13 protein-coding genes and 2 pseudogenes are annotated in these 18,325 nt (G+C 61.1%); 9 read left to right on the plus strand and 6 right to left on the minus strand.

Going from position 1 to position 18,325, the window contains the following annotated elements; all coding sequences use genetic code 11:
* The first annotated feature begins 8 nt into the window (after positions 1-8).
* Positions 9-878 carry an AAA family ATPase gene (locus K3557_RS20505; RefSeq protein WP_409201194.1) on the plus strand — a complete coding sequence of 290 codons (870 nt, stop codon included), beginning with the start codon at positions 9-11 and terminating at the stop codon, positions 876-878.
* 44 nt (positions 879-922) lie between these two features.
* Positions 923-1,638, plus strand: a pseudogene (locus tag K3557_RS00475) (hypothetical protein); the annotation flags it as partial.
* A 126-nt stretch (positions 1,639-1,764) separates the two neighbouring features.
* On the opposite strand, the gene K3557_RS00480 reads toward K3557_RS00475, so the two are convergent.
* Positions 1,765-2,457 carry a TetR family transcriptional regulator C-terminal domain-containing protein gene (locus tag K3557_RS00480; protein ID WP_259996770.1) on the minus strand — a complete coding sequence of 231 codons (693 nt, stop codon included), beginning with the start codon at positions 2,455-2,457 and terminating at the stop codon, positions 1,765-1,767.
* Between the two features lie 113 nt (positions 2,458-2,570).
* On the opposite strand from K3557_RS00480, the gene K3557_RS00485 reads away from it, so the two are divergent.
* Genes K3557_RS00485 through K3557_RS00500 form a run of 4 tightly spaced genes read left to right on the plus strand, consistent with a single transcriptional unit; the run spans position 2,571 to position 8,366 of the window.
* Positions 2,571-4,208, plus strand: a complete 1,638-nt coding sequence (locus tag K3557_RS00485) for an NAD(P)/FAD-dependent oxidoreductase (RefSeq protein WP_259996772.1) — start codon at positions 2,571-2,573, stop codon at positions 4,206-4,208.
* 10 nt (positions 4,209-4,218) lie between these two features.
* On the plus strand, positions 4,219-5,790 hold the full coding sequence (locus K3557_RS00490) for an NAD(P)/FAD-dependent oxidoreductase (protein ID WP_259996774.1): 1,572 nt from the start codon (positions 4,219-4,221) through the stop codon (positions 5,788-5,790).
* Positions 5,790-6,968, plus strand: a complete 1,179-nt coding sequence (locus K3557_RS00495) for an aminomethyltransferase family protein (RefSeq protein ID WP_259996777.1) — start codon at positions 5,790-5,792, stop codon at positions 6,966-6,968. The genes K3557_RS00490 and K3557_RS00495 overlap by 1 nt, the downstream gene beginning before the upstream one ends.
* 18 nt (positions 6,969-6,986) lie before the next feature.
* Positions 6,987-8,366 carry an aminotransferase gene (locus tag K3557_RS00500; RefSeq protein ID WP_259996778.1) on the plus strand — a complete coding sequence of 460 codons (1,380 nt, stop codon included), beginning with the start codon at positions 6,987-6,989 and terminating at the stop codon, positions 8,364-8,366.
* A gap of 221 nt (positions 8,367-8,587) precedes the next feature.
* Here K3557_RS00500 and K3557_RS00505 read toward each other — a convergent pair whose 3' ends face one another.
* Positions 8,588-10,627 (minus strand): NAD(P)-binding protein, encoded by a 2,040-nt coding sequence (locus K3557_RS00505; protein ID WP_259996780.1) that lies wholly within the window; start codon positions 10,625-10,627, stop codon positions 8,588-8,590.
* 166 nt (positions 10,628-10,793) lie between these two features.
* Here K3557_RS00505 and K3557_RS00510 point away from each other — a divergent pair, with 166 nt between their 5' ends.
* A complete protein-coding gene (locus K3557_RS00510) occupies positions 10,794-11,855 on the plus strand; it encodes an extracellular solute-binding protein (protein ID WP_259996782.1) in 1,062 nt (353 codons plus the stop codon).
* A 102-nt stretch (positions 11,856-11,957) separates the two neighbouring features.
* On the opposite strand, the gene K3557_RS00515 is transcribed toward K3557_RS00510, so the two are convergent.
* The 4 genes from K3557_RS00515 to K3557_RS00530 are packed head-to-tail and all read right to left on the minus strand — an operon-like array spanning position 11,958 to position 16,014.
* Complete coding sequence (locus K3557_RS00515) at positions 11,958-13,061, minus strand: ABC transporter ATP-binding protein (RefSeq protein WP_259996784.1); 1,104 nt, start codon at positions 13,059-13,061, stop codon at positions 11,958-11,960.
* Position 13,062: 1 nt separating this feature from the next.
* Positions 13,063-13,896, minus strand: a complete 834-nt coding sequence (locus tag K3557_RS00520; protein ID WP_259996786.1) for an ABC transporter permease — start codon at positions 13,894-13,896, stop codon at positions 13,063-13,065.
* The gene (locus K3557_RS00525; RefSeq protein WP_259996789.1) at positions 13,893-14,750 is read right to left on the minus strand and encodes an ABC transporter permease; all 858 of its coding nucleotides are present in this window, start codon (positions 14,748-14,750) and stop codon (positions 13,893-13,895) included. The genes K3557_RS00520 and K3557_RS00525 overlap by 4 nt, the downstream gene beginning before the upstream one ends.
* 58 nt (positions 14,751-14,808) lie before the next feature.
* Positions 14,809-16,014, minus strand: coding sequence for an SRPBCC family protein (locus K3557_RS00530; protein WP_259996791.1), 1,206 nt, complete (start codon positions 16,012-16,014; stop codon positions 14,809-14,811).
* Between the two features lie 148 nt (positions 16,015-16,162).
* Between K3557_RS00530 and K3557_RS00535 the strand changes: the two genes are divergently transcribed.
* Positions 16,163-17,662, plus strand: a complete 1,500-nt coding sequence (locus K3557_RS00535; protein WP_259996802.1) for a trimethylamine methyltransferase family protein — start codon at positions 16,163-16,165, stop codon at positions 17,660-17,662.
* A 153-nt stretch (positions 17,663-17,815) separates the two neighbouring features.
* Positions 17,816-18,325, plus strand: a pseudogene (locus K3557_RS00540) (hypothetical protein); the annotation flags it as partial.

An 18,325-nucleotide genomic window follows, 5' to 3' on the forward strand; every position in this document is an offset into this window, starting at 1 on the left:
TTACTCCGATGCCCCGCATCCCCTTCATCGAAGCCCGGTTTTTCAGCCCGGAGGACACCACCTACACATTGGAGAAACGGTTCTTACAGCACCTGCGCGACCTGCGAAGCCGGAAGCTGCCGGATATCAGCGCTGGTGCGGAGGACGAAGACAGCAGTGAAAGAGCAGCAAGGCGCCGCCACTCCATCAGCCCCAGCGAACAGGACAGAGCGCGGATCAAACGCCGTGTTGATCTTCTTCTTGAGGGCCGGAAGGCAGCTTCCGGCATGGGGCATCTCAGCCGGGAGCACCGGGAGCGGCTCTCTGTATTTCGAGATGGCGTCAGGCTGGTTGCGATCGCTACCGAACACCAGGCTGATGAACTGGCGGCTGAACTGCATGGGGAAATGCCTTGGATGGCTCCGGCGACGGAAGCCGTGTGGCATGCGATGCGCCGGTCCGTACGCGAAGGGTGGCCGGGCCTGCGTCTGCCGCCCATTCTGCTGGATGGGCCGCCCGGTATCGGTAAGAGCCACTGGGCGCGGCGCCTCGGGCAGATGCTCACAGTCCCAACGGCCGTTGTTGAAGCTACCAGCGAGAACGCGTCGTTCGGCGTTGTCGGGTCGCAGCGGGGCTGGGGCAGTGCGTATCCGGGGCGCGTGCTGGAAACCATTCTGCAGGCGGGCGTAGCAAACCCGATCCTTGTCGTGGATGAAGTGGAAAAGGCCGGGAAGGCTACGTCCAATATTCAAGGCGCTCGCCATTGTCCTCGGACCAATGGCGGACAAAAGCTCGCTCCGGGGCAAGCCGCACAAAACCACGATGCCCGGCAAAAAGGCCCCGTGCCCGCTCTCGCACATGCTGCGCATGTGCTGCCGGGCAGTGGATGGACAAGGTAAACCGGCAATTCCGTGTCCCCGCGCCCAACATGCTCTGGGTCAGCGATTTCACCTATGTTGCCACCTGGAAAGGGTTCGCCTATGTCGCCGCTCGCCATTGGGCTCGAACCAATGGCGCCTTCAATGGCTCGCTTATCGATGCCTATGCCCGCAAGATCGTTGGCCCCCTCTCGGCAGATTTGGCTTTGCCAAATCGCCTGCCGGTCAATGGGTCGTGTCAGCACCTCGGCGCATGCCGGGTTCGTTCTCCCCTCTCGCACATGCTTCGCATGCGCCTGCCGGGCAATGGATGCTCTGGAGCAGGCTGTTCACGAGCGGCGGCCGACAAAGGCGATGGGGCTTGTTCATTACTCCGGCCGCCGTTCTCGGCGATGCTGGCATCGCCTGTCACGCAGTGGGTCAGTCAATACCTTTCGATCAAATACACAGAGCGGTTGGGCGAAGCCGGTATAGAACCTTCTGTCGGCAGCGTCGGAGACAGCTATGAGTTCAAGCAGATCCGCGCAGCGGATCAAATGATCCGGGGGATCATTTGAAGGCGCAGAACGCCCTGGCCGAGACGATCAACGGTTTGTTCAAAGCCGAGGTCATTCACCGCCGCGGCCCTTGGCGCAACTTCGAAGACGTGGAATACGCAACGCTCGGATGGGTGGATTGGTTCAACAACCGCCGCCTGCTTGAACCCATTGGGCACATCCCGCCGGCAGAAGCAGAGGCCCATTTCTACGCCGCTCTGGAAACTGAGGACATTGCCGCGTAACTAACTGAAATCAGTCTCCGGCAAACCCGGTGCGGTTCAGTTCAACGCCGCCAACTGGTCGAAGCCCATGGAGGTTCAAGCAGAAATTCTTTGACGCGGGGAACTCCTGTTAGGCTGCTAACTGGCTTAATTGCCAGTCTTTGCCTGGAAAGCCTCCGTATAATTAGGAAACAGCGTTTGCAGGAATGTCAGAGTCTGCTCAAGTGCCGCCTCACGCGTGTAAATGTGCGGAAACAAGTGCAACTTCTGCCAGTAACCATCGGTCAGCGTATCAATCCAGCCGCCAGTCAGGCGCGCCTTTTCAGGATCATCCGGCGCCAGCTGCCGACAGATCTCGCTAAGGATTTTAGATCTCTTATCTTCAAACTCGCCAGTGATCTCGGCATATTGCGGAACAAAATTCTGCTCTCCGAAGAAGGCAAACCAGATGGCAAGCGCACTGGGGTTGCAGATCTTCGGGCTGAAATCCGCCTCAATGATCGTGCGCAGCCGGGGCGCGGGTGCAGCATCGGCCTTGTCCAGCGCAGCCTGCCAGTGGGCCTCGTAGGTCTGGTACTGATCCCGCAACGCTTCGGTCAGAATGCCGGTCTTGGACTTGAAGTAGAAGACGGCAACACCTTGGGACAGCCCGGCCTCATTGGCCACCGTCGCCAGCGTCGTTTTGGCAAGCCCATTGGCAACAATCGACTTCAGAGTCGCATCGAGAATCTGCCGGCGCCGCATGTCGGCGTTTTCCTTGCGTTCTTTGCGCGGCTTCCTGCCGCCGCTCTGCGATGCCACCATGAGAAATCCAAATGCCAATTTTCTTTCTTGTTCCACACTTCGCTGCGCCTGTCAGCCGGATTATTTTTATTTGAGCGCTCAAAAAAACTTTACGGCAAATATCTTCTCTACTAGTCTCCAGTCAGCAACAGTCGAACCAGGAGAAATTCATGGGGCAGCATGACAGATATGACGCCATCGTGGCAGGGGCCGGGCACAACGGTCTGACCGCGGCCTGTTACCTGGCCAAGGCCGGGCTGAAGGTTCTGGTGGTGGAAAAAAACGACTGGATCGGCGGCGCGGCGGTAAGCCGTTCCTTGCATGAGGGCTGGACGTACTCCAACTGCTCTTATGTCTGTTCGCTTTTGCGTCGCGAGATTGTGCGCGACCTGGAACTGCCGAAATACGGGCTGCAGGTGATCCCCTATGAGGGCGGTGCCAGTTTCAGCCGCGATGGCGATTACTTTGCCTACATGTCGGGCCATGACGCCTTGCGCCGGGAAATTTCCCGTCACAGCGCCCATGACGCGGATGCCTATGACCGGTTCAGCCAGACGGTGATCCGCCAGTGCCGCTTTATCCGGCCCTTCCTGCTGCGCAATGCACCGGACCCGTCGTCGCTGAAGCCGCGCGACATCGGCGAGTTGCTGTTCCTGATCAAACAGGCGCATGGGCTGGGCAAGAAAGAACTGGGCGAGACGCTGCGTTTCTGGTCGATGTCGATCGGCGATTTCCTGGATGAGCATTTTGAAAATGACCTGATCAAGGCGCATATCGCCGGGGCAGGGATCATCGGCACCGGCCTTGGGGTTTATTCACCGGGCACGGCCTATGTGCTGCTGCACCACTATATGGGCGATGTCGATGGCGCGATCGGGGCCTGGGGTTTTGCACGCGGCGGCATGGGGGCGATCTCCAACGCGCTAGGGGCCTGTTTTGAGGAGGCGGGCGGCACCATCGTCACCGGCTCCGGCGTCGACCGTTTCCTGGTGAACAGTGGCAAGGTCACCGGGGTGGCACTGGAAAACGGCGACGAATACCAAGCTCCCATCGTGGCCTCCAACATGGATGTAAAGCGCACGTTCCTAAAGCACACCGGGCAAGAACACCTTCCCGAGGACTTCACCAAGGCAGTGAAGCGTTTCAAGATCCGCGGCTCCTCGGGTAAGCTGAACATCGCGCTGGATGCGCTGCCCGAATTCCCGGCCGCCCCCAAAGGCGCGCCCTTCTTGCGCGGCGATCTGCATTGTTCGGAGAGCCTGATTGAGCTGGAGCGCGCCTATGACGACTGGAAGGAGGGGCGCTGGTCGCAGAATCCGTATTTCGACATGCTGATCCCCAGCCAGATCGACCCGACCATGGCGCCGCCGGGCAAGCATATGATGACCGTCTTTGTGCAATACGCGCCCTATGATCTGGAGGTGGGCGGCGTGCGCGCAGGCACCAACTGGAACGGCCAGACCCGCGGTGCCTTTGCCGACTGCGTCTTTGACAAGCTGGAGCAAGCCTGCCCCGACATCCGCAGCAAGACCCTGCACGCGGAGATCCGCACGCCTTGGGATATCGAGCAGGAGGTCGGTCTGACCGAAGGCAACATCTTCCAGGGTGAGCTGACCTTTGATCAGCTGCTCTTTAACCGCCCGGTGCCGGGTTACGCGCAATACGACACCCCGATTGACGGCATGTATATCGTCGGATCCTCAGCCCATCCGGGCGGCGGCGTAATGGCGGCGCCGGGCGCCAATGCCGCCAAGGAAATCCTGCGCAACATCGGCAAGGGACGCGCAGTGACCGGTTACGCGGCGTGAGGAGCAAACAATGAATACACCAACCTACGACGCAATTGTCATTGGTGCCGGCCACAACGGGCTGGCCGCGGCTGCAACGCTGGCCCGCAAAGGCAAATCCGTCTGCGTGATCGAAAAGAACGCAACCACCGGCGGCATGGCCCGCAATACCACGCTGGCAAGCGGCATAGAGGTGCCGGAGATTGCGCATCTGCTCTACAACCTTCATCCCAAGGTGAAGAAGGAGCTGGGCCTCGGCACCGGCCGCGCGCCTCTGGACGTGCGCGAGCTTTCTGCTGTTTCACTGTCCCAGGATGGGAACCATGCCGTGATCCGCGGCGGCAAGGCAGAACTGGCCGATGGGCGGCCCCACCCGGAAGCCGCGCTTTTTACGGAGCTGATGCGCCGCCTGACACTGTTCGCCGGCCTTCTGGGCCAGCTTTCAACAAAATCCCCGCCATCGCTTGAGGGCGGCTTGGCCAGCCTGAATACACTCACGGAACTTGCCGGGCTGGCCAAACTGGGGCTGGATCTTAAGCGGACGGGCAAGAAAGACATGCGCGAGTTTCTCCGCGTGCTATTGTCCAACGCCTACGATTTGATTCTGGACGATCTGGAAGACGGTCCGCTGGCCGGGGCGCTGGCAGCGGATGCGGTGCGCGGCGCCTATGCCGGGCCGCGCTCACCCGGAACGGTTTTCTCGCTGATGTACCGGCTGGGGCAGGGCGGCGGAGCGCAGCTGCCGATCGGCGGCATGGGTGCGGTTTCAGCTGCGTTTGAAGCTGCGGCCCGTGCAGCCGGCGCTGAAATCCGCACCGGCACCAGCGTGTCCCGTGTGCTGGTCGAAAATGACCGCGCGGCAGGTGTGGTGTTGGAGGATGGCACGGAGATCTCCGCCGGTACAGTTCTGAGCAACACTGGCCCAATGCCCGCGATGAAGCTGGCGGGTGCGGAACATTACGACGTGGAAATGGTGCGGCGGATGCGCAACCAGCGCTGCAAGGGCGCGGCCGCCAAGGTCAATCTGGTCCTGAACGGTGTACCGAAGTTCACCGGCCTCACCCCGGAACTCGCGGCAGGCCGGCTGCTGATTGCGCCAAGTGCCACCTATGTGGAGCGCGCCTTCAACCCGGCAAAATACGGCGGGATCCCGGAAAGCCCGGTGATTGAGGCGGTCATTCCCAGCCTTGCCGACCCGGGACTGGCCAAAGACGGGCAGCATGTGCTGTCCGCTGTTGTCAGCTCTGTTCCGTATGGGCTGGAGGGCGGCTGGGATGAGGCCGCATGTGACAGGCTTGCCGCCGTCACACTCTCCACGCTGGAGACATACGCACCCGGCCTCAGCGCGCTGGTCACGGAACGCCAGGTGCTCAGCCCCGCCTGTATCGAGGCACGGACCGGCGCGCCGGGCGGGCATTGGCATCATGCGGAGATGGGCATCGATCAGATCCTCACGGTGCGGCCCGCCAACGGCATGGCGCATTACCGCTTCGGCCCCAAGGGCTACTACCTGTGCGGTGCGGGGGCCCATCCGGGCGGCGATGTGACCGGGCTTGCCGGCCGCAACAGCGCCTTGCAGCTATTAAAAGACGGGGTGATCTGATGACCAAACATGTACCCATCGGACTGATCGAAACCCCGTTCCAGCCACGGCTGGAGGCGCTCAGCACCGCCAAAAGCTGGACCAATTGGGCGGGCTATGTGTCGCCTGCGATGCTGGACACAGTGGAGTTCGAATATTTCGCCATCCGCAACCAGACCACCCTGTTCGACATCTCGCCGATGCACAAATACCGCATCACCGGACCGGACGCGCTGCAAGTGGTGAACCGGCTGGTGACCCGCAATGCCGCCAAGCTGCGCGCCGGGCGGGTCAGCTATGTCCTGTGGTGCGATGAAGAGGGTATGGTGATCGACGACGGCACCCTGTTCCGCTTCTCGGACACTGACTTCCGCCTTTGCTGTCAGGAGCCGATGTACACATGGCTGCTCGACACCGCCTGGGGCTTTGACGCAAAGATCTCCGACGAAAGCCAGGAGATCGCGGCGCTGTCGCTGCAGGGCCCGACCTCGTTTTCGCTGCTGCAGGACGCAGGACTAGGCGCCGTAGCGGATATGAAACCCTTCGACTGGCGCGAAATCGAGCCGGATCTGTGGATTTCCCGCACCGGCTTCACCGGCGATCTCGGCTATGAGCTGTGGGTGCCTAATGGTAAGGCGCTGGAGCTTTGGGACAGGCTTTGGGCCAAGGGCGGCCACTGGGGCCTGCGGGCGATCGGGTTTGAGGCGCTCAACATCTGCCGGATCGAGGCCGGGTTCATCGCCGCGGGTTTTGACTTCCAGCCTGTGCATATGGCCATGCGTCTGGGCCGGGGCCGCAGCCCGCTGGAGCTGGGATTTGCCAAGATGGTAGATTTCACCAAGGGCCATTTCAACGGCCGCCGGGCGCTGTTGAAGCAGCAGGAGACCGGTCTGCGTTATCACCTGTGCAAGATCGACATCGGCGGTTTCAAACCCGCGGATGGCGCGCTGATCTATCACAAGAAAAAGAAGGAGGTGGGGCATGTGACCTCTGGCGTCTGGTCCCCCACCACCAAGCGCAACATCGCGCTGGCCGAGTTCAAGGCGCCTTTCGGCGAGAACGTCACCGATGACCTCTGGGCCGAAGTTTACGTCAACGAAGAGGGGCAGTGGGACAGGCGCCTGGTGCCGGTCACCATCGAGGACAAGCCCTTCTTCATTAACAGCCGTGCGCGGGCAACCCCGCCGCGCCCGTTTTAACCCGGATCAGGTACTCCCATGACTAAGATGACCCCGAACACATTCGCAAACGAACCGAACGCCGACACCCTGCACGAATGGGACCGCACCCATCAGCTGCACCCCTGGATGGCAATGGATGACTGGCGCGGCTACGATAACATGCTGATGGAGAGTGCCGACGGCATCCATCTGTGGGATGCCTCCGGCAAACGTTACATCGACGGGCCGGGCGGCATGTGGTGCACCCAGATTGGCTATGGCCGTCAGGACATGGCCGATGCCATCGCCGCGCAGGTGATGAAGCTGCCCTATACTTCGCCCTTCACCAACACCACCGAGCCGTCGGCAGTGCTGGCCCGGAAGATCGCCGAAATGGCGCCGGGCGACCTCAACAACGTCTTCTTCACCACTGGCGGCTCGACCGCGGTGGATACGGCCCTGCGCACCATGCAGTACATGAACAACCGCCGCGGGCTGCCGCAGAAGAAAAAGATCATCGCCCGCGAGAAGGGCTACCACGGCTCCACCTATCTGGCCCATTCGGTGACCGGCAAGGAGCGCGACCAGAGCCATTTCGATTTTGAAACCCGGCTGGTGCATTTCCTGCCCGACGTGAACCCCTACCGCCGCCCCGCGGGTATGAGCGTGGAGGGCTGGTGCGACGCCAAGGTTGCGGATCTGGAGGCTGCCATTGCAGAGATCGGCGCGGACAATATCGGCGCCTTTATTGCCGAGCCGATCCTGTCCTCCGGCGGTGTCATCGTGCCCGCACCCGGTTACCACAAACGGACGTGGGAGCTGTGCCGCGCCAATGACATCCTCTATATTTCCGACGAGGTGGTGACGGGCTTTGGCCGTCTTGGCCACTGGTTCGCTTCCCAGGAGGTCTTTGGCATCCAGCCCGACATGATCACCTGTGCCAAGGGGCTGACATCCGGCTATCTGCCGCTTGGCGCCTGCATCATCTCTGACCGCGTCATGGAGCAGATGAGCGATCTGGGCACACCGTCCTCCTACACCAACGGATACACATATTCCGGCCATCCAGTGTCCTGCGTTGCGGCGCTGAAGAACATCGAGATCATCGAGCGAGAAGGCATCTTGGAGCATGTCCGCGCAGTCACTCCGCATTTCCAGGCGCGTCTGAGCGATCTGATGAGGTTCGGTATCGTCGGCGACGCCCGCGGCGAGGGTCTGCTGGGATGCATCGAGTGCCAGGCCGAGGATCTGGAGGCCGAGCGTAAGCTCGGTTCGATGATTGATGCCGCCTGCGAGGAGATGGGGCTGATCGTCCGCCCGCTGATCAACATGGCAGTGTTCTCGCCGCCGCTGATCATCACCTTGGAACAGATCGACGAAATGTTCGACATCCTGGAGCGTGCCATCCAGCAGGTGGAAGTGCAGCTGGCAGCGTGAAGCTGGAGGGGGTGGCACCGGCTCCCGTCACCCTTCCCCAAACTGGCGGGCGCAAACGGTGGTTCCGGCGCCCGCTTTTTTTGTTCCGAATACCTGCGGCTGTGACGGCGTGTCTGGGCCATCGCTCCAGCCCGGGACGTGTCGCACCTCTTATACACAGGAAGTAATAAGCCCCGGCTGCTGCGGCCGTTTCCGCAGGAGCCGGGGCTTAAAATTCTGCCTTACACTGTATGCTCGCGGCGCCCGTATTTCTTGGCCAGATCGACCTCCTGCCCCAGATCCATCGCTGCGCGGTAGCCGCTTTGCACCGCGGCGGCGATAATGTGGGGGGCCTCTGCGTCGCCGATACGGGCTACCGATTTGATCCCGGTGTCTTGCAACCCATCTCCCAAAGCCTTCAGCCCGTCATAAAGCCCCAGCACCGGCAGGCGGCGGGTGAGGGGGATGATCGCATCGCAGGCAAGCGTGCTGCGGGCTTCTGAGAGCATGCAGGACAACACCGCCTCACCCGTCTGCGCGGCCACCAGCATCCGGTTGGGCACAACCGCGACACCTGCCTCGACCAGGGCGGCGTTGGACTGGTAGACCTCCGTCGTCCACTGGCCCCAATCGCAGGGGCGGCCTGCAGGTGTCACCAGGGTGACCCGGTGCCCGTCTTTGCGCAGCTGCAGTGCCAGGACCGAACCGAGATAGTAGTGGTCGTCGTCATAAATCACCAAGTGATCGGCGTTGAGCGCCTCGCCGTTCAGCACCGTTTCTGCCGAGACGATCATGCCGGGCGCTTCTTCTTCCAGCCCGGTGCCGGAATGGCGCCCGATGGTGTCCGTGGCCCAGACCGCCCCGGTGGCGGCAATGACGTGAGAGACGTCAAGGTCCAGCACATCGGAGGCATCCAGCGGGCTTTCCGGGTAAACCTCAACGTTGGACAGCTTATCGATCTGGCCGATGCGCCAGTCGCGCACGCGGGCCCATTCGATCATCCCCGGCAGGCGGGATTCGCGGGTGACACGCCCGCCCAGGGTCCGGCTTGCCTCGGCCAGCATCACCGAATGGCCCCGTTCGCCCAGCACCCGGGCGGCCTCTAGCCCGGCAGGGCCGGCGCCTACCACCAGGACCTTCTCAGGGGCTGTGCTGCGGCCGGATTTCTCCGGATGCCAGCCCTGGCGCCATTCCTCGCCCATGGTCGGATTCTGGGTGCAGCGCAGCGGCACCCCCAGCGAGTCATGCGCATAGCAGATGTTGCAGCCGATGCATTCGCGGATGTCTTCGCTGCGCCCCTCCTCGATCTTCTTGGGCAGAAACGGGTCGGCAATCGATGGCCGGGCCGCGCCGATCAGATCCTGCCCGCCCTGGCGGATCACCTGCGCCATGGTGTCGGGCGACGTGTAGCGGCCCACTGCCACAACAGGTTTCGAGGTCAGCGATTTTGCTTTCGCGATACTATCAGTGAAGGAGGCTTCCTTGACGAAACGGCTCGCCCCCATCTCCACGCCATAGTCAGGCACCACCAGATCCCAAAGATCCGGCAGCTCCGACAGCATGGCAAAGGCGTCATAGCTTTCGGCATCCTCCAGCCCAACGCTGAAACGGGTGGCCACTGCGCATTTGTGGCCGACGGCCTCCTTGGTTTCCTCGATCAGTTCGCGCACCAGCCGCACCCGGTTCTCCAACGAGCCGCCATATTCATCGCCGCGGGTGTTGTTCACCGGATCGAGGAATTCGGACAGCAGATAGCCGTGGGTGGCATAAACATAAACGATGTCAAAACCGGCCTCGACCGCCCGTACGGCGGCATCGCGGTGCCATTTGCGGATGTTGCGGATGTCTTCTCGGTCTATTTTGCGCGCCTGCCCGGGGTGCAGGACAGTGGAATCCGTCTGCGGCCGGTTGCGCATGCCCAGGGGCGCCAGCCTGGTGCCGAAATTGGTTACCATACCGCCGCCTATCCACAGCTCCACCCCGGCCAAAGCGCCATGTTCATGCACGGCGTCGGTCATCAGTTGGTTGGCGCGGATGTCATTCTCGTCCCACAGCGCGGCATAGGGGTAATAATCGTTATCCGAAGTCGGATGGACCGAGCAGAACTCGGTGTTCACAACTCCCCAGCCGCCTTCCGCCTTCATCCCCCGCATCGCCGCCACAGTACGCGGCCGCCGCCAGCCCATGCCGGCGCAATGGGGCACCTGGTAGAACCGGTTCCTGGTCTCCACCGGGCCGATTTTCAACGGCTGGAACAGGATGTCATGGCGGGGATCGCGCATCAGAGTTTACCTTTCGGCGGGCATATTTCAGTTCACAATTTAATTGAGCGCTTAAATAAATGTTGTGTCAAGCCGATTTCCCTCCTAACCTTTTCTATCATGGCCAAGCCTGTGCCGGAGGAGGCAAATGGCGGGAAAACAGGGCCGCGGCAACAGGGAGACTTTCATGAAATTTTTGAAAACAGCCACTGCGCTTGGCACGGTTCTTTCGCTTCAGGCAGGCGCGGGCCTGGCCGCAGACGCGGAGCTGACCGTTTTCGACTGGGCCGGTTACGAGGATCCAGGGTTCTTCTCTGCTTACATTGAGACGCATGGCGACAGCCCGACCTTTGCGTTCTTCGGTGACGAAGAAGAGGCGTTCCAGAAATTGCGTTCAGGGTTCCGCGCCGATGTTGCGCATCCCTGTTCGCAATCGGTGCCGAAATGGATCGAGGCCGGATTGCTCGCACCGCTCGACACTGCACGGATCGACCGCTGGGGCGAGCTCGAGCCAAGCTTTCGCGACGTCAAGGCCTACACCAAGGACGGGCAGAACTATTTCATCCCGGCAGACTGGGGCAATACCGCAGTCACTTATCACACGGAGCATTTGAACGACGCAGACGTGGCTTCTTTGCAAGCCTTTGCGGACCCCAAACACCAGGGGCGGATCTCGATCGGGGACAATGTGGACGACGCCTATGCGCTGGGGTTCCTGGCCACCGGTGTCAATGATTGGACAAATGCCACAGACGCCCAATTCCGTGCGGCGTCTGACTTCCTGCGCACCGTGCACCAGAACGTGCGCACTTATTGGTCCGATGGGGCCTCGCTGGCGCAGTTGATGCAAAGCGGCGAGGTTTATCTGGCCTGGGCCTGGAACGAGACCTATTCGACGATGACCTACGAAGGCCATCCGATCGAAATCAAGCGCGACACGGCAGAGGGCGCATCCAGCTGGGTGTGCGGCTATGCAAAGCTCACCAATGCACCGGGGTCCGAGGACAAGTTCTATGATTTCATCAACGCCTGGCTGGAGCCGCAGACTGCAAACCACCTGGTATCCGCCTGGGGCTATGGCCACGGCAACGCCAAGGCGATGGCGGATATGAACACCGAAGACCTGGCGGCGGCCGGGCTTGAAAGCAGCAACGCGCTGCGCGCCAAAACCCTGTGGCAGGCCCCGGTGCCTTCGGCGCTGCGCGAAAAGATGATTGCCGAATTCGAACTGATCAAAGCCGGTTTCTGAAACAGTCAGGCCTTCCGGATGACGAAACGCCCCGCCAAATGGCGGGGCGTTTTCTTGTTGTTCAGAGCATTTGCAACAGAGCTGAGGCTAATGCCCCCAGCCTTATTGGAACAGCACAATGGAGTCTGCGCCCCAACCCACCGGAACTTCGCTGCCGGGCGGCACGATGGACCGGCCTGCCGTGTTGCGCATTGAGATGGTCACGTCCTCGCCGTGGCCGGGCAGGCGCACGCTGTAATAGGTCATGTCGCCGTAATAGGCGGTGCCGGTCACCTGTCCTCTGGCCACCTGCTCGGCCGGTTCGCTTCCGTCAAACAGGATGGTCAGCATTTCCGGGCGGATGCCAATCGAATCCAGGGTCCGAAGGTCCAGCCCGTCGGGGATCTGTGCCGACGGCAGCTCGATGCTACCAAGTGCCGGAATGTCGAGCGCCAGATGGCCGTTCATACGCCCCGTGGCCTTGGCGCCGAGGAAGTTCATCACCCCGATGAAAGAGGCAATTCGCTTGTCCACCGGACGGCGGTACAGTTCCTCGGGGGTGGCGAGCTGCGCGATCCGGCCGTCGAACATCACCGCGATCCGGTCCGACATGGTCAGCGCTTCTTCCTGGTCGTGGGTCACCAAAATGAAGGTGATGCCAAGCTTCTGCTGAAGCTGCCGCAGCTCCACCTGCATCTGGTCGCGCAGCTTCTTGTCGAGCGCCGACAGCGGTTCATCCAGCAGCACCACCTTCGGCTTCATCACCAGCGCCCGGGCCAGCGCAACCCGCTGGCGCTGGCCGCCGGACAGTTCATGCGCGGCGCGGGTCCCAAGGCCGCCCAGGTCCACCATTTGCAGCGCCTGCTCCACCTCGCGGGCAATCTCGGCCTTGGGCAGTTTGCGTGTCTTTAACCCGTAACCGACGTTCTCGGCGACGCTGAGATGCGGGAATATAGCATAAGATTGAAAAACCATGTTGGTGGGGCGGCGGTTGGCGGGCACGCCTGCCATGTCCTGGCCTGCAATCACGATGGTGCCATCCGTTGGCGTCTCAAACCCGGCGATCATCCGCAGCAGGGTTGTCTTGCCGCAGCCCGATGGGCCTAGCAGTGAAAAGAATTCGCCCTCATAGACGGTTGCATCGATGCCTTTCAAAGCCTGAAAGCTTCCGAAGGACTTGGTGACGCCCGCAAGGTCGATGATGGGATTGGGAGATGGGATGGCCATGTCAGGCAAATCCTCCGGTGGCTGAAGCTTCGAGACCCTGTTTCCTGGCGGCGCGGCGGCGGAACCACTCGGCCAGGATCAGGAGCAGGACGGACAAAGCCAGCAGGATGGTCCCCAGCGCCATCACTGATGGCAGTTTGGCAGGGAAGCGCAGCTGGCTCCAGATATAGACGGGCAGGGTAACTTCGGTGCCTGTCAGGAAAAACGCGATGATGAACTCATCCAGCGAAATGGTGAAGGTGATCAGCAGGCTGGACACCACACCCGGCATGACCAGAGGCAGGACCACGCGGCGGAAGGTGCCCCAGCGGCTTTCGCCCAGGTCAAAGGACGCTTCCTCCAGGCTTTGGTCCAGCCCCTGAAAGGCGGAGTTCAGGATGGCGATGGAGAAGGGCGTGCAGATCAGCACATGCCCCAGCACCACGGTTGCCAGCGACAGCGGCATGCCCAGCTGCATCAGCAGCACCAGCAGGGACACCGCCACGATGATTTCGGGCAGCACCAGCGGCAGCATGATAAAGCTCATGATGCCGTGTTTTGCGGGAAACCGGTAGCGCGCCGCAGCCCGTGCCGCACAGGCGCCAAGGATGGTGCTCAGCACCGCCGATGAGAGACCGACCAAAAGCGAATTCCGCACCGCGCCATGCAGGGATTCGGTTTGCCACAGCACGTCGAACCACTGCGTCGTGAATCCGGTCAGCGGAAAGGAGATGATCGTGGCATCGTTGAAGGCGAACATCGGCAGCAGGATCACCGGCGCGTAGAGAAACACCATATAGGCAACCGCATAAACGGCCAGCCATCTGGCAGAGAGGAATTTCAGGGCGGGTTTCATTGCACCTTGCCTCCAAAACGTTTGCCAGCAAGGAAGATAACCGCGCTTATGCCGGCCACAATCAGCATCGAAGTGATCGCCAGCGCAGCCCCTAACGGCGCGTTGTTTGCCTTGCCGAATTGTATCTGGATCATGTTGGCGATCATCAGCCCGTCGGTGCCGCCAACCAGTTTCGGAGTGATGAAATCGCCGATGGTGGGGATCAGCACAATCAGGGTGGAGGCAACCACGCCGGGCATCGCCAGCGGCAGGGTGATGCGGAAGAACCGCCGCACCGGCCCGTCGCCCAGATCCTCAGCGGCCTCCAGCAGTGAGCGGTCGATTTTCTCAAGTGCCACAAAAATCGGCAGGATCGCAAAGGGTGCCCAGGCATGCGCCAGGGTCAGCACCACCGCATTGGCATTATACAGCAGGAAGGTCAGCGGCTCGTCAATAATGCCCAGCCCTGTGAAGGCCGTGTTAAGCACGCCGTTATAGCCGAGGATGACCTTCCACAGAAACACCCGCAGCAGGTAGCTGGTCCAGAACGGAACGGTGATCAGGAACAGCCACAATGCCTTGTGCTGTTTGACGTGAAAGGACAGAAAATAGGCGATCGGAAACGCCAGCCCCACGGTCACTGCCGTGACAATGAGCGAGATTTTCAATGAACGCAGCAGCAAGGCGCGGTAGATCGGCTTGCTCCAGGCCTCGCGGTAGTTGTCCAGCGTGAGCGTGGTGTCGAGATCCAGATAGTTCTGGGTCCAGAAACTGAACGTCAGCACCATCACCAAAGGCGCGGCCAGCATCAGCAGCGAATAGAGCAATGTCGGGCTGATTAATGCGAGGCCCTGGCGCCTCTCTCCAGTTAACATTCCTGGCTCCTCCTGGGTGGTTTTAAGGGCGCCGCCCCCGCACGGGCGGCGCCCGCCTTCATGTCTTGTCCAGCTGCGCAAGCAGTTCTGCGTTGCAGGCCTTCAATTGCCCTTTTCCGGGTTCATCATGCTGCAGAACCGGGAACAGCTTGCGCAGCTCGTCGTGGTAGCTGCGCACGCCATGCTCCAGATCCGACAGGATGACACCGTCATAGCCGCTGGAAAAGGCCGCCTCCCAGCACCATTCTATAAGCTGCTCATCCTCTTTCGAGGTGATCCGGTCGATCCGCCCGCTGAGATAGCGCGCGGCGCGCAGCTGCCGGTCTTCGGAGGGTCGCTTGTAACAGGCGGCGCGCTGGATGGTGCGGCCGTTTTCCACCGGAAACTCGTGGTAGAAGATCACCGAGTCCGGGTAGATGCCGAACACCAGGTTGGGGAACAGCCCAAGATAGAGCCAGGCTGCCTGATGTTCCTCGTCCAGCCCATCGGCTTTGGGCAGCAGCTTTTTGTAGTTGCGCACGCTCCACAGCCGCCCGTTACCGGGACGGAAGGCGCCGAATGACCGTGCAGCGCCGTTACTGAAAGGCTGATCGTCATAGTTGCTGCCAAAAAGATCATGCAGGCCCGGGTGCGCCAGCGGCACATGATAGCCTTCGTTGTCCACATCGCGGACGCATTTCCAGTTTGCGGCAATTTCAGTGGCGCTGATCCCGTTCCCGTCCGGCAGAAGGTCTGCCAGGCCGTAAGGCGCCAGCTCCGCCTCGAACTGCGCCATCACTTCGGACACCGCGGGCTGCGGTCCCGGCTTGAAGCGCACAAAGACAAACCCGTGCCAGATGTCCATCTCGACCGGTTTCAGCCCCCATTCCTGCGGATCCAGATCCGGCAGGGTTTCGGGCCGTGCCGCACCGCGCAGGGTGCCATCCAGATTGAAAGCCCAGCCGTGGAACGGACAGATGATGGCGTTTTTGCAATGACCCTTGTCTTCAGCCACGACACGGCTGCCCCGATGGCGGCAAAGATTGTGAAAGGCGCGCACTGCGCCGTCTTTCCCCCGCACCACCAGGGCACGCTCACCGGTGAAATCCGCGGCCATGAAATCGCCGGGCTCCGGCACGTCATTCACATGGCAAACAAGCTGCCAGTGGCGGCGGAACAGCAGCTCCTTTTCTTCTTCCAGAAGCTCCGGATTGGTATAACTCCAGGCGGGTAATCCGGTACGTCCGGCCCTGGGATCAGACTGAATTAGCGCGTCGTCCTTCATGCGGGTCTCCTTCCCTCTGGTTGGAATCATTAGCATTATTTATTTAAGCGCTCAAATAAATAATTTGCCGGAGGAGGCATTGATGTCTGGACAAACCGGATTTCGAACACCAAATTTGAGCGATCACTCAAAGAAATGGGTAGAACAAATGCGCCGTGCGAGAAGCCGCAGAAAAACCGTCTCAATCGAAGCGCCTGCCAGCAAGGGCCCGCATTCCCGGGCCACTCCGGCCTATGCGCCGCTGACGCAGGGGCAGGTGGACAAGATCGTGGACACCACGGTTGAGCTGCTTGCCACCTCCGGCGTGGTCATCGAGCCGGGCGGCGAGGCGGATGGTTTGTTGCGGCAGGCTGGCTGTGTCCTTTCAGACGGCGGTATCGTCAAGATCCCGGAAACCGTGACCCGCAGGGCGCTGGCAACAGCCGCCCGCAAGACCACGCTCTGGGACCGCAACGGTGAAAACCCCATCTCGATTGATTGCGAGCACACATGGTTCATGCCCGGCATGACTTGCATCGCGGTCTATGACGCGGACTCCGGTGAGCCGCGCCCTTCGACGCGGGAGGACCTGGCGCTGATCACCTTGATTGCCGACAAGCTGCCGCATGTCGACGGTGTCTGCATTGCGGTGAAGAATGTCGAACAGTCGAACCAGTTCGGCGAGATCGACGAATTTGTCTGCCTGATGGAAAACACCACCAAGCCGCTGGAATACCTTTGCGAGCACCCGTCGTCGCTTGTCGCTGTCACTGAAATGGCGGCCGCGCTGCGCGGGTCGCAGGACGCGCTGAGGAAAAAGCCCTACTTCCTGCATCTGGTCACGCCGCTGCCGGTCAATCTCGCACGGATCCACTCGGACCAGATCATCACCGCTGCCCGGGCAGGCGTCCCGGTTGGGGTTGGTACCCTGCCGATCGGCGGCGCTTCTTCGCCAATTACCCTGGCTGGATGCATCACCCATGCGCTGATGACAGACTTTGCTGCTGTGGTGCTGGGCCAGCTGGCCGCCGAGGGCAGTTTCTGCGTCGGCTGTTCGGATGTGAATTTCATGGAACCCGCCACCGGCGCCATCGGCAGCTTTTCCCAGACTTCAGTGGCTGATATGGCGATGTGCCAGATCCGCCGGTCGCTGGGGTTCCCGTCGCTGACCGGCATCGGCGGCTGTTCGGTTGCCCGCCGCTTTAATCAGGATGCAGTCTGGGAAATCTCCTCGAACATGACGCAGATGTTCTACAACCGTCCCGCCACAATCGACTATATGGGATCCCTTGATCAGGGTTTGACATATTCGCTGCATGCGCTTTTACTCTGCGACGATCTGGCGGGGCTGCTGCGTAAGATGTGGCAAGGCCTGGAAGTTTCCGCCGATCAGATGGCTGCCGATCTGATCCGGGAAGTTGGCCCGTCGGGGAACTTCCTTGCGCGGCAGCACACGGTCGACAATTGCAGGACCCAGGTCTGGAACTCCCGCTATTTCGGGCCAAACATACCGCTCAGCAATGCAGGCGCGCCGGATCAGGATCTGCTGGAGCGTATCGGCGATGACCTCAAGATGATGCTGGCCGAGCTGGAACAACCGGTGTTGCCTTCGAAAACCAAGGCGGCAGTAACCGCGATCTTAAACAACTACCGCGATCTCGTGGTCTAGGCGTTAGATCCCAGGTATTGATGGTGTGATCCTTTCGTTGGAATGGAAGGAAGCACAATGGGACAAATTCGTCACGGGAGCGCCACGCGCTATCAGCCGGCAGGCGGTTGCGCAGCAATCTGCCGATAGGGCACGCACGCCGTCAGAGCAGCAATACAGAGATCGCATGCTTCGCCCGCGCAGCTGAGCAAGGAGCTGGGCATCAATCCCAAGACCGTCGCGAAGTGGCGCAAGCCTGCGACGGTGGAGGAATTGAAGACCGGGCCGAAGGAGCCGCGTTCGACCGTTCCCACCGAAGCGGAGGAGGCAATGATCGTCGCATTCCGGCGGCACACGCTACTGCCGCTGGATGATTGCCTCTATGCGCTTCAGCCATGGAGCTGCGAGGAAAGGCAAACAGTCCGGGGGACTGTTTGCCCGAGCGGCGGCCAGGTCGGGCGGATGAACCGAACGATTAAGGACGCGACGGTGAAACGATTCCCTTACAACAGCCATGATCAGCTGCGCACGCACCTCGCCGGCTTCATGGACGCATACAACTTCGCTCGCAGGCCCAAGATTCTCAGCGGCCTCACACCCTGCGAATACATCTGCAAGATCTGGATTTCAGAGCCAGATCGTTTCATCCCAAACCCGGTCCACCAGATGCCGGGACTGAAAGCC

Source organism: Leisingera sp. M523, from assembly GCF_025141335.1.
Classification (GTDB): domain Bacteria; phylum Pseudomonadota; class Alphaproteobacteria; order Rhodobacterales; family Rhodobacteraceae; genus Leisingera.

Coding starts and splice junctions, on each gene's coding strand:
- K3557_RS00515 (WP_259996784.1), bottom strand. CDS start 13,061: ATGGCCATCCCATCTCCCAATCCCATCATCGACCTTGCGGGCGTCACC.
- K3557_RS00500 (WP_259996778.1), top strand. CDS start 6,987: ATGACTAAGATGACCCCGAACACATTCGCAAACGAACCGAACGCCGAC.
- K3557_RS00525 (WP_259996789.1), bottom strand. CDS start 14,750: ATGTTAACTGGAGAGAGGCGCCAGGGCCTCGCATTAATCAGCCCGACA.
- K3557_RS00485 (WP_259996772.1), top strand. CDS start 2,571: ATGGGGCAGCATGACAGATATGACGCCATCGTGGCAGGGGCCGGGCAC.
- K3557_RS00530 (WP_259996791.1), bottom strand. CDS start 16,014: ATGAAGGACGACGCGCTAATTCAGTCTGATCCCAGGGCCGGACGTACC.
- K3557_RS00495 (WP_259996777.1), top strand. CDS start 5,790: ATGACCAAACATGTACCCATCGGACTGATCGAAACCCCGTTCCAGCCA.
- K3557_RS20505 (WP_409201194.1), top strand. CDS start 9: ATGCCCCGCATCCCCTTCATCGAAGCCCGGTTTTTCAGCCCGGAGGAC.
- K3557_RS00505 (WP_259996780.1), bottom strand. CDS start 10,627: ATGCGCGATCCCCGCCATGACATCCTGTTCCAGCCGTTGAAAATCGGC.
- K3557_RS00510 (WP_259996782.1), top strand. CDS start 10,794: ATGAAATTTTTGAAAACAGCCACTGCGCTTGGCACGGTTCTTTCGCTT.
- K3557_RS00535 (WP_259996802.1), top strand. CDS start 16,163: ATGCGCCGTGCGAGAAGCCGCAGAAAAACCGTCTCAATCGAAGCGCCT.
- K3557_RS00520 (WP_259996786.1), bottom strand. CDS start 13,896: ATGAAACCCGCCCTGAAATTCCTCTCTGCCAGATGGCTGGCCGTTTAT.
- K3557_RS00490 (WP_259996774.1), top strand. CDS start 4,219: ATGAATACACCAACCTACGACGCAATTGTCATTGGTGCCGGCCACAAC.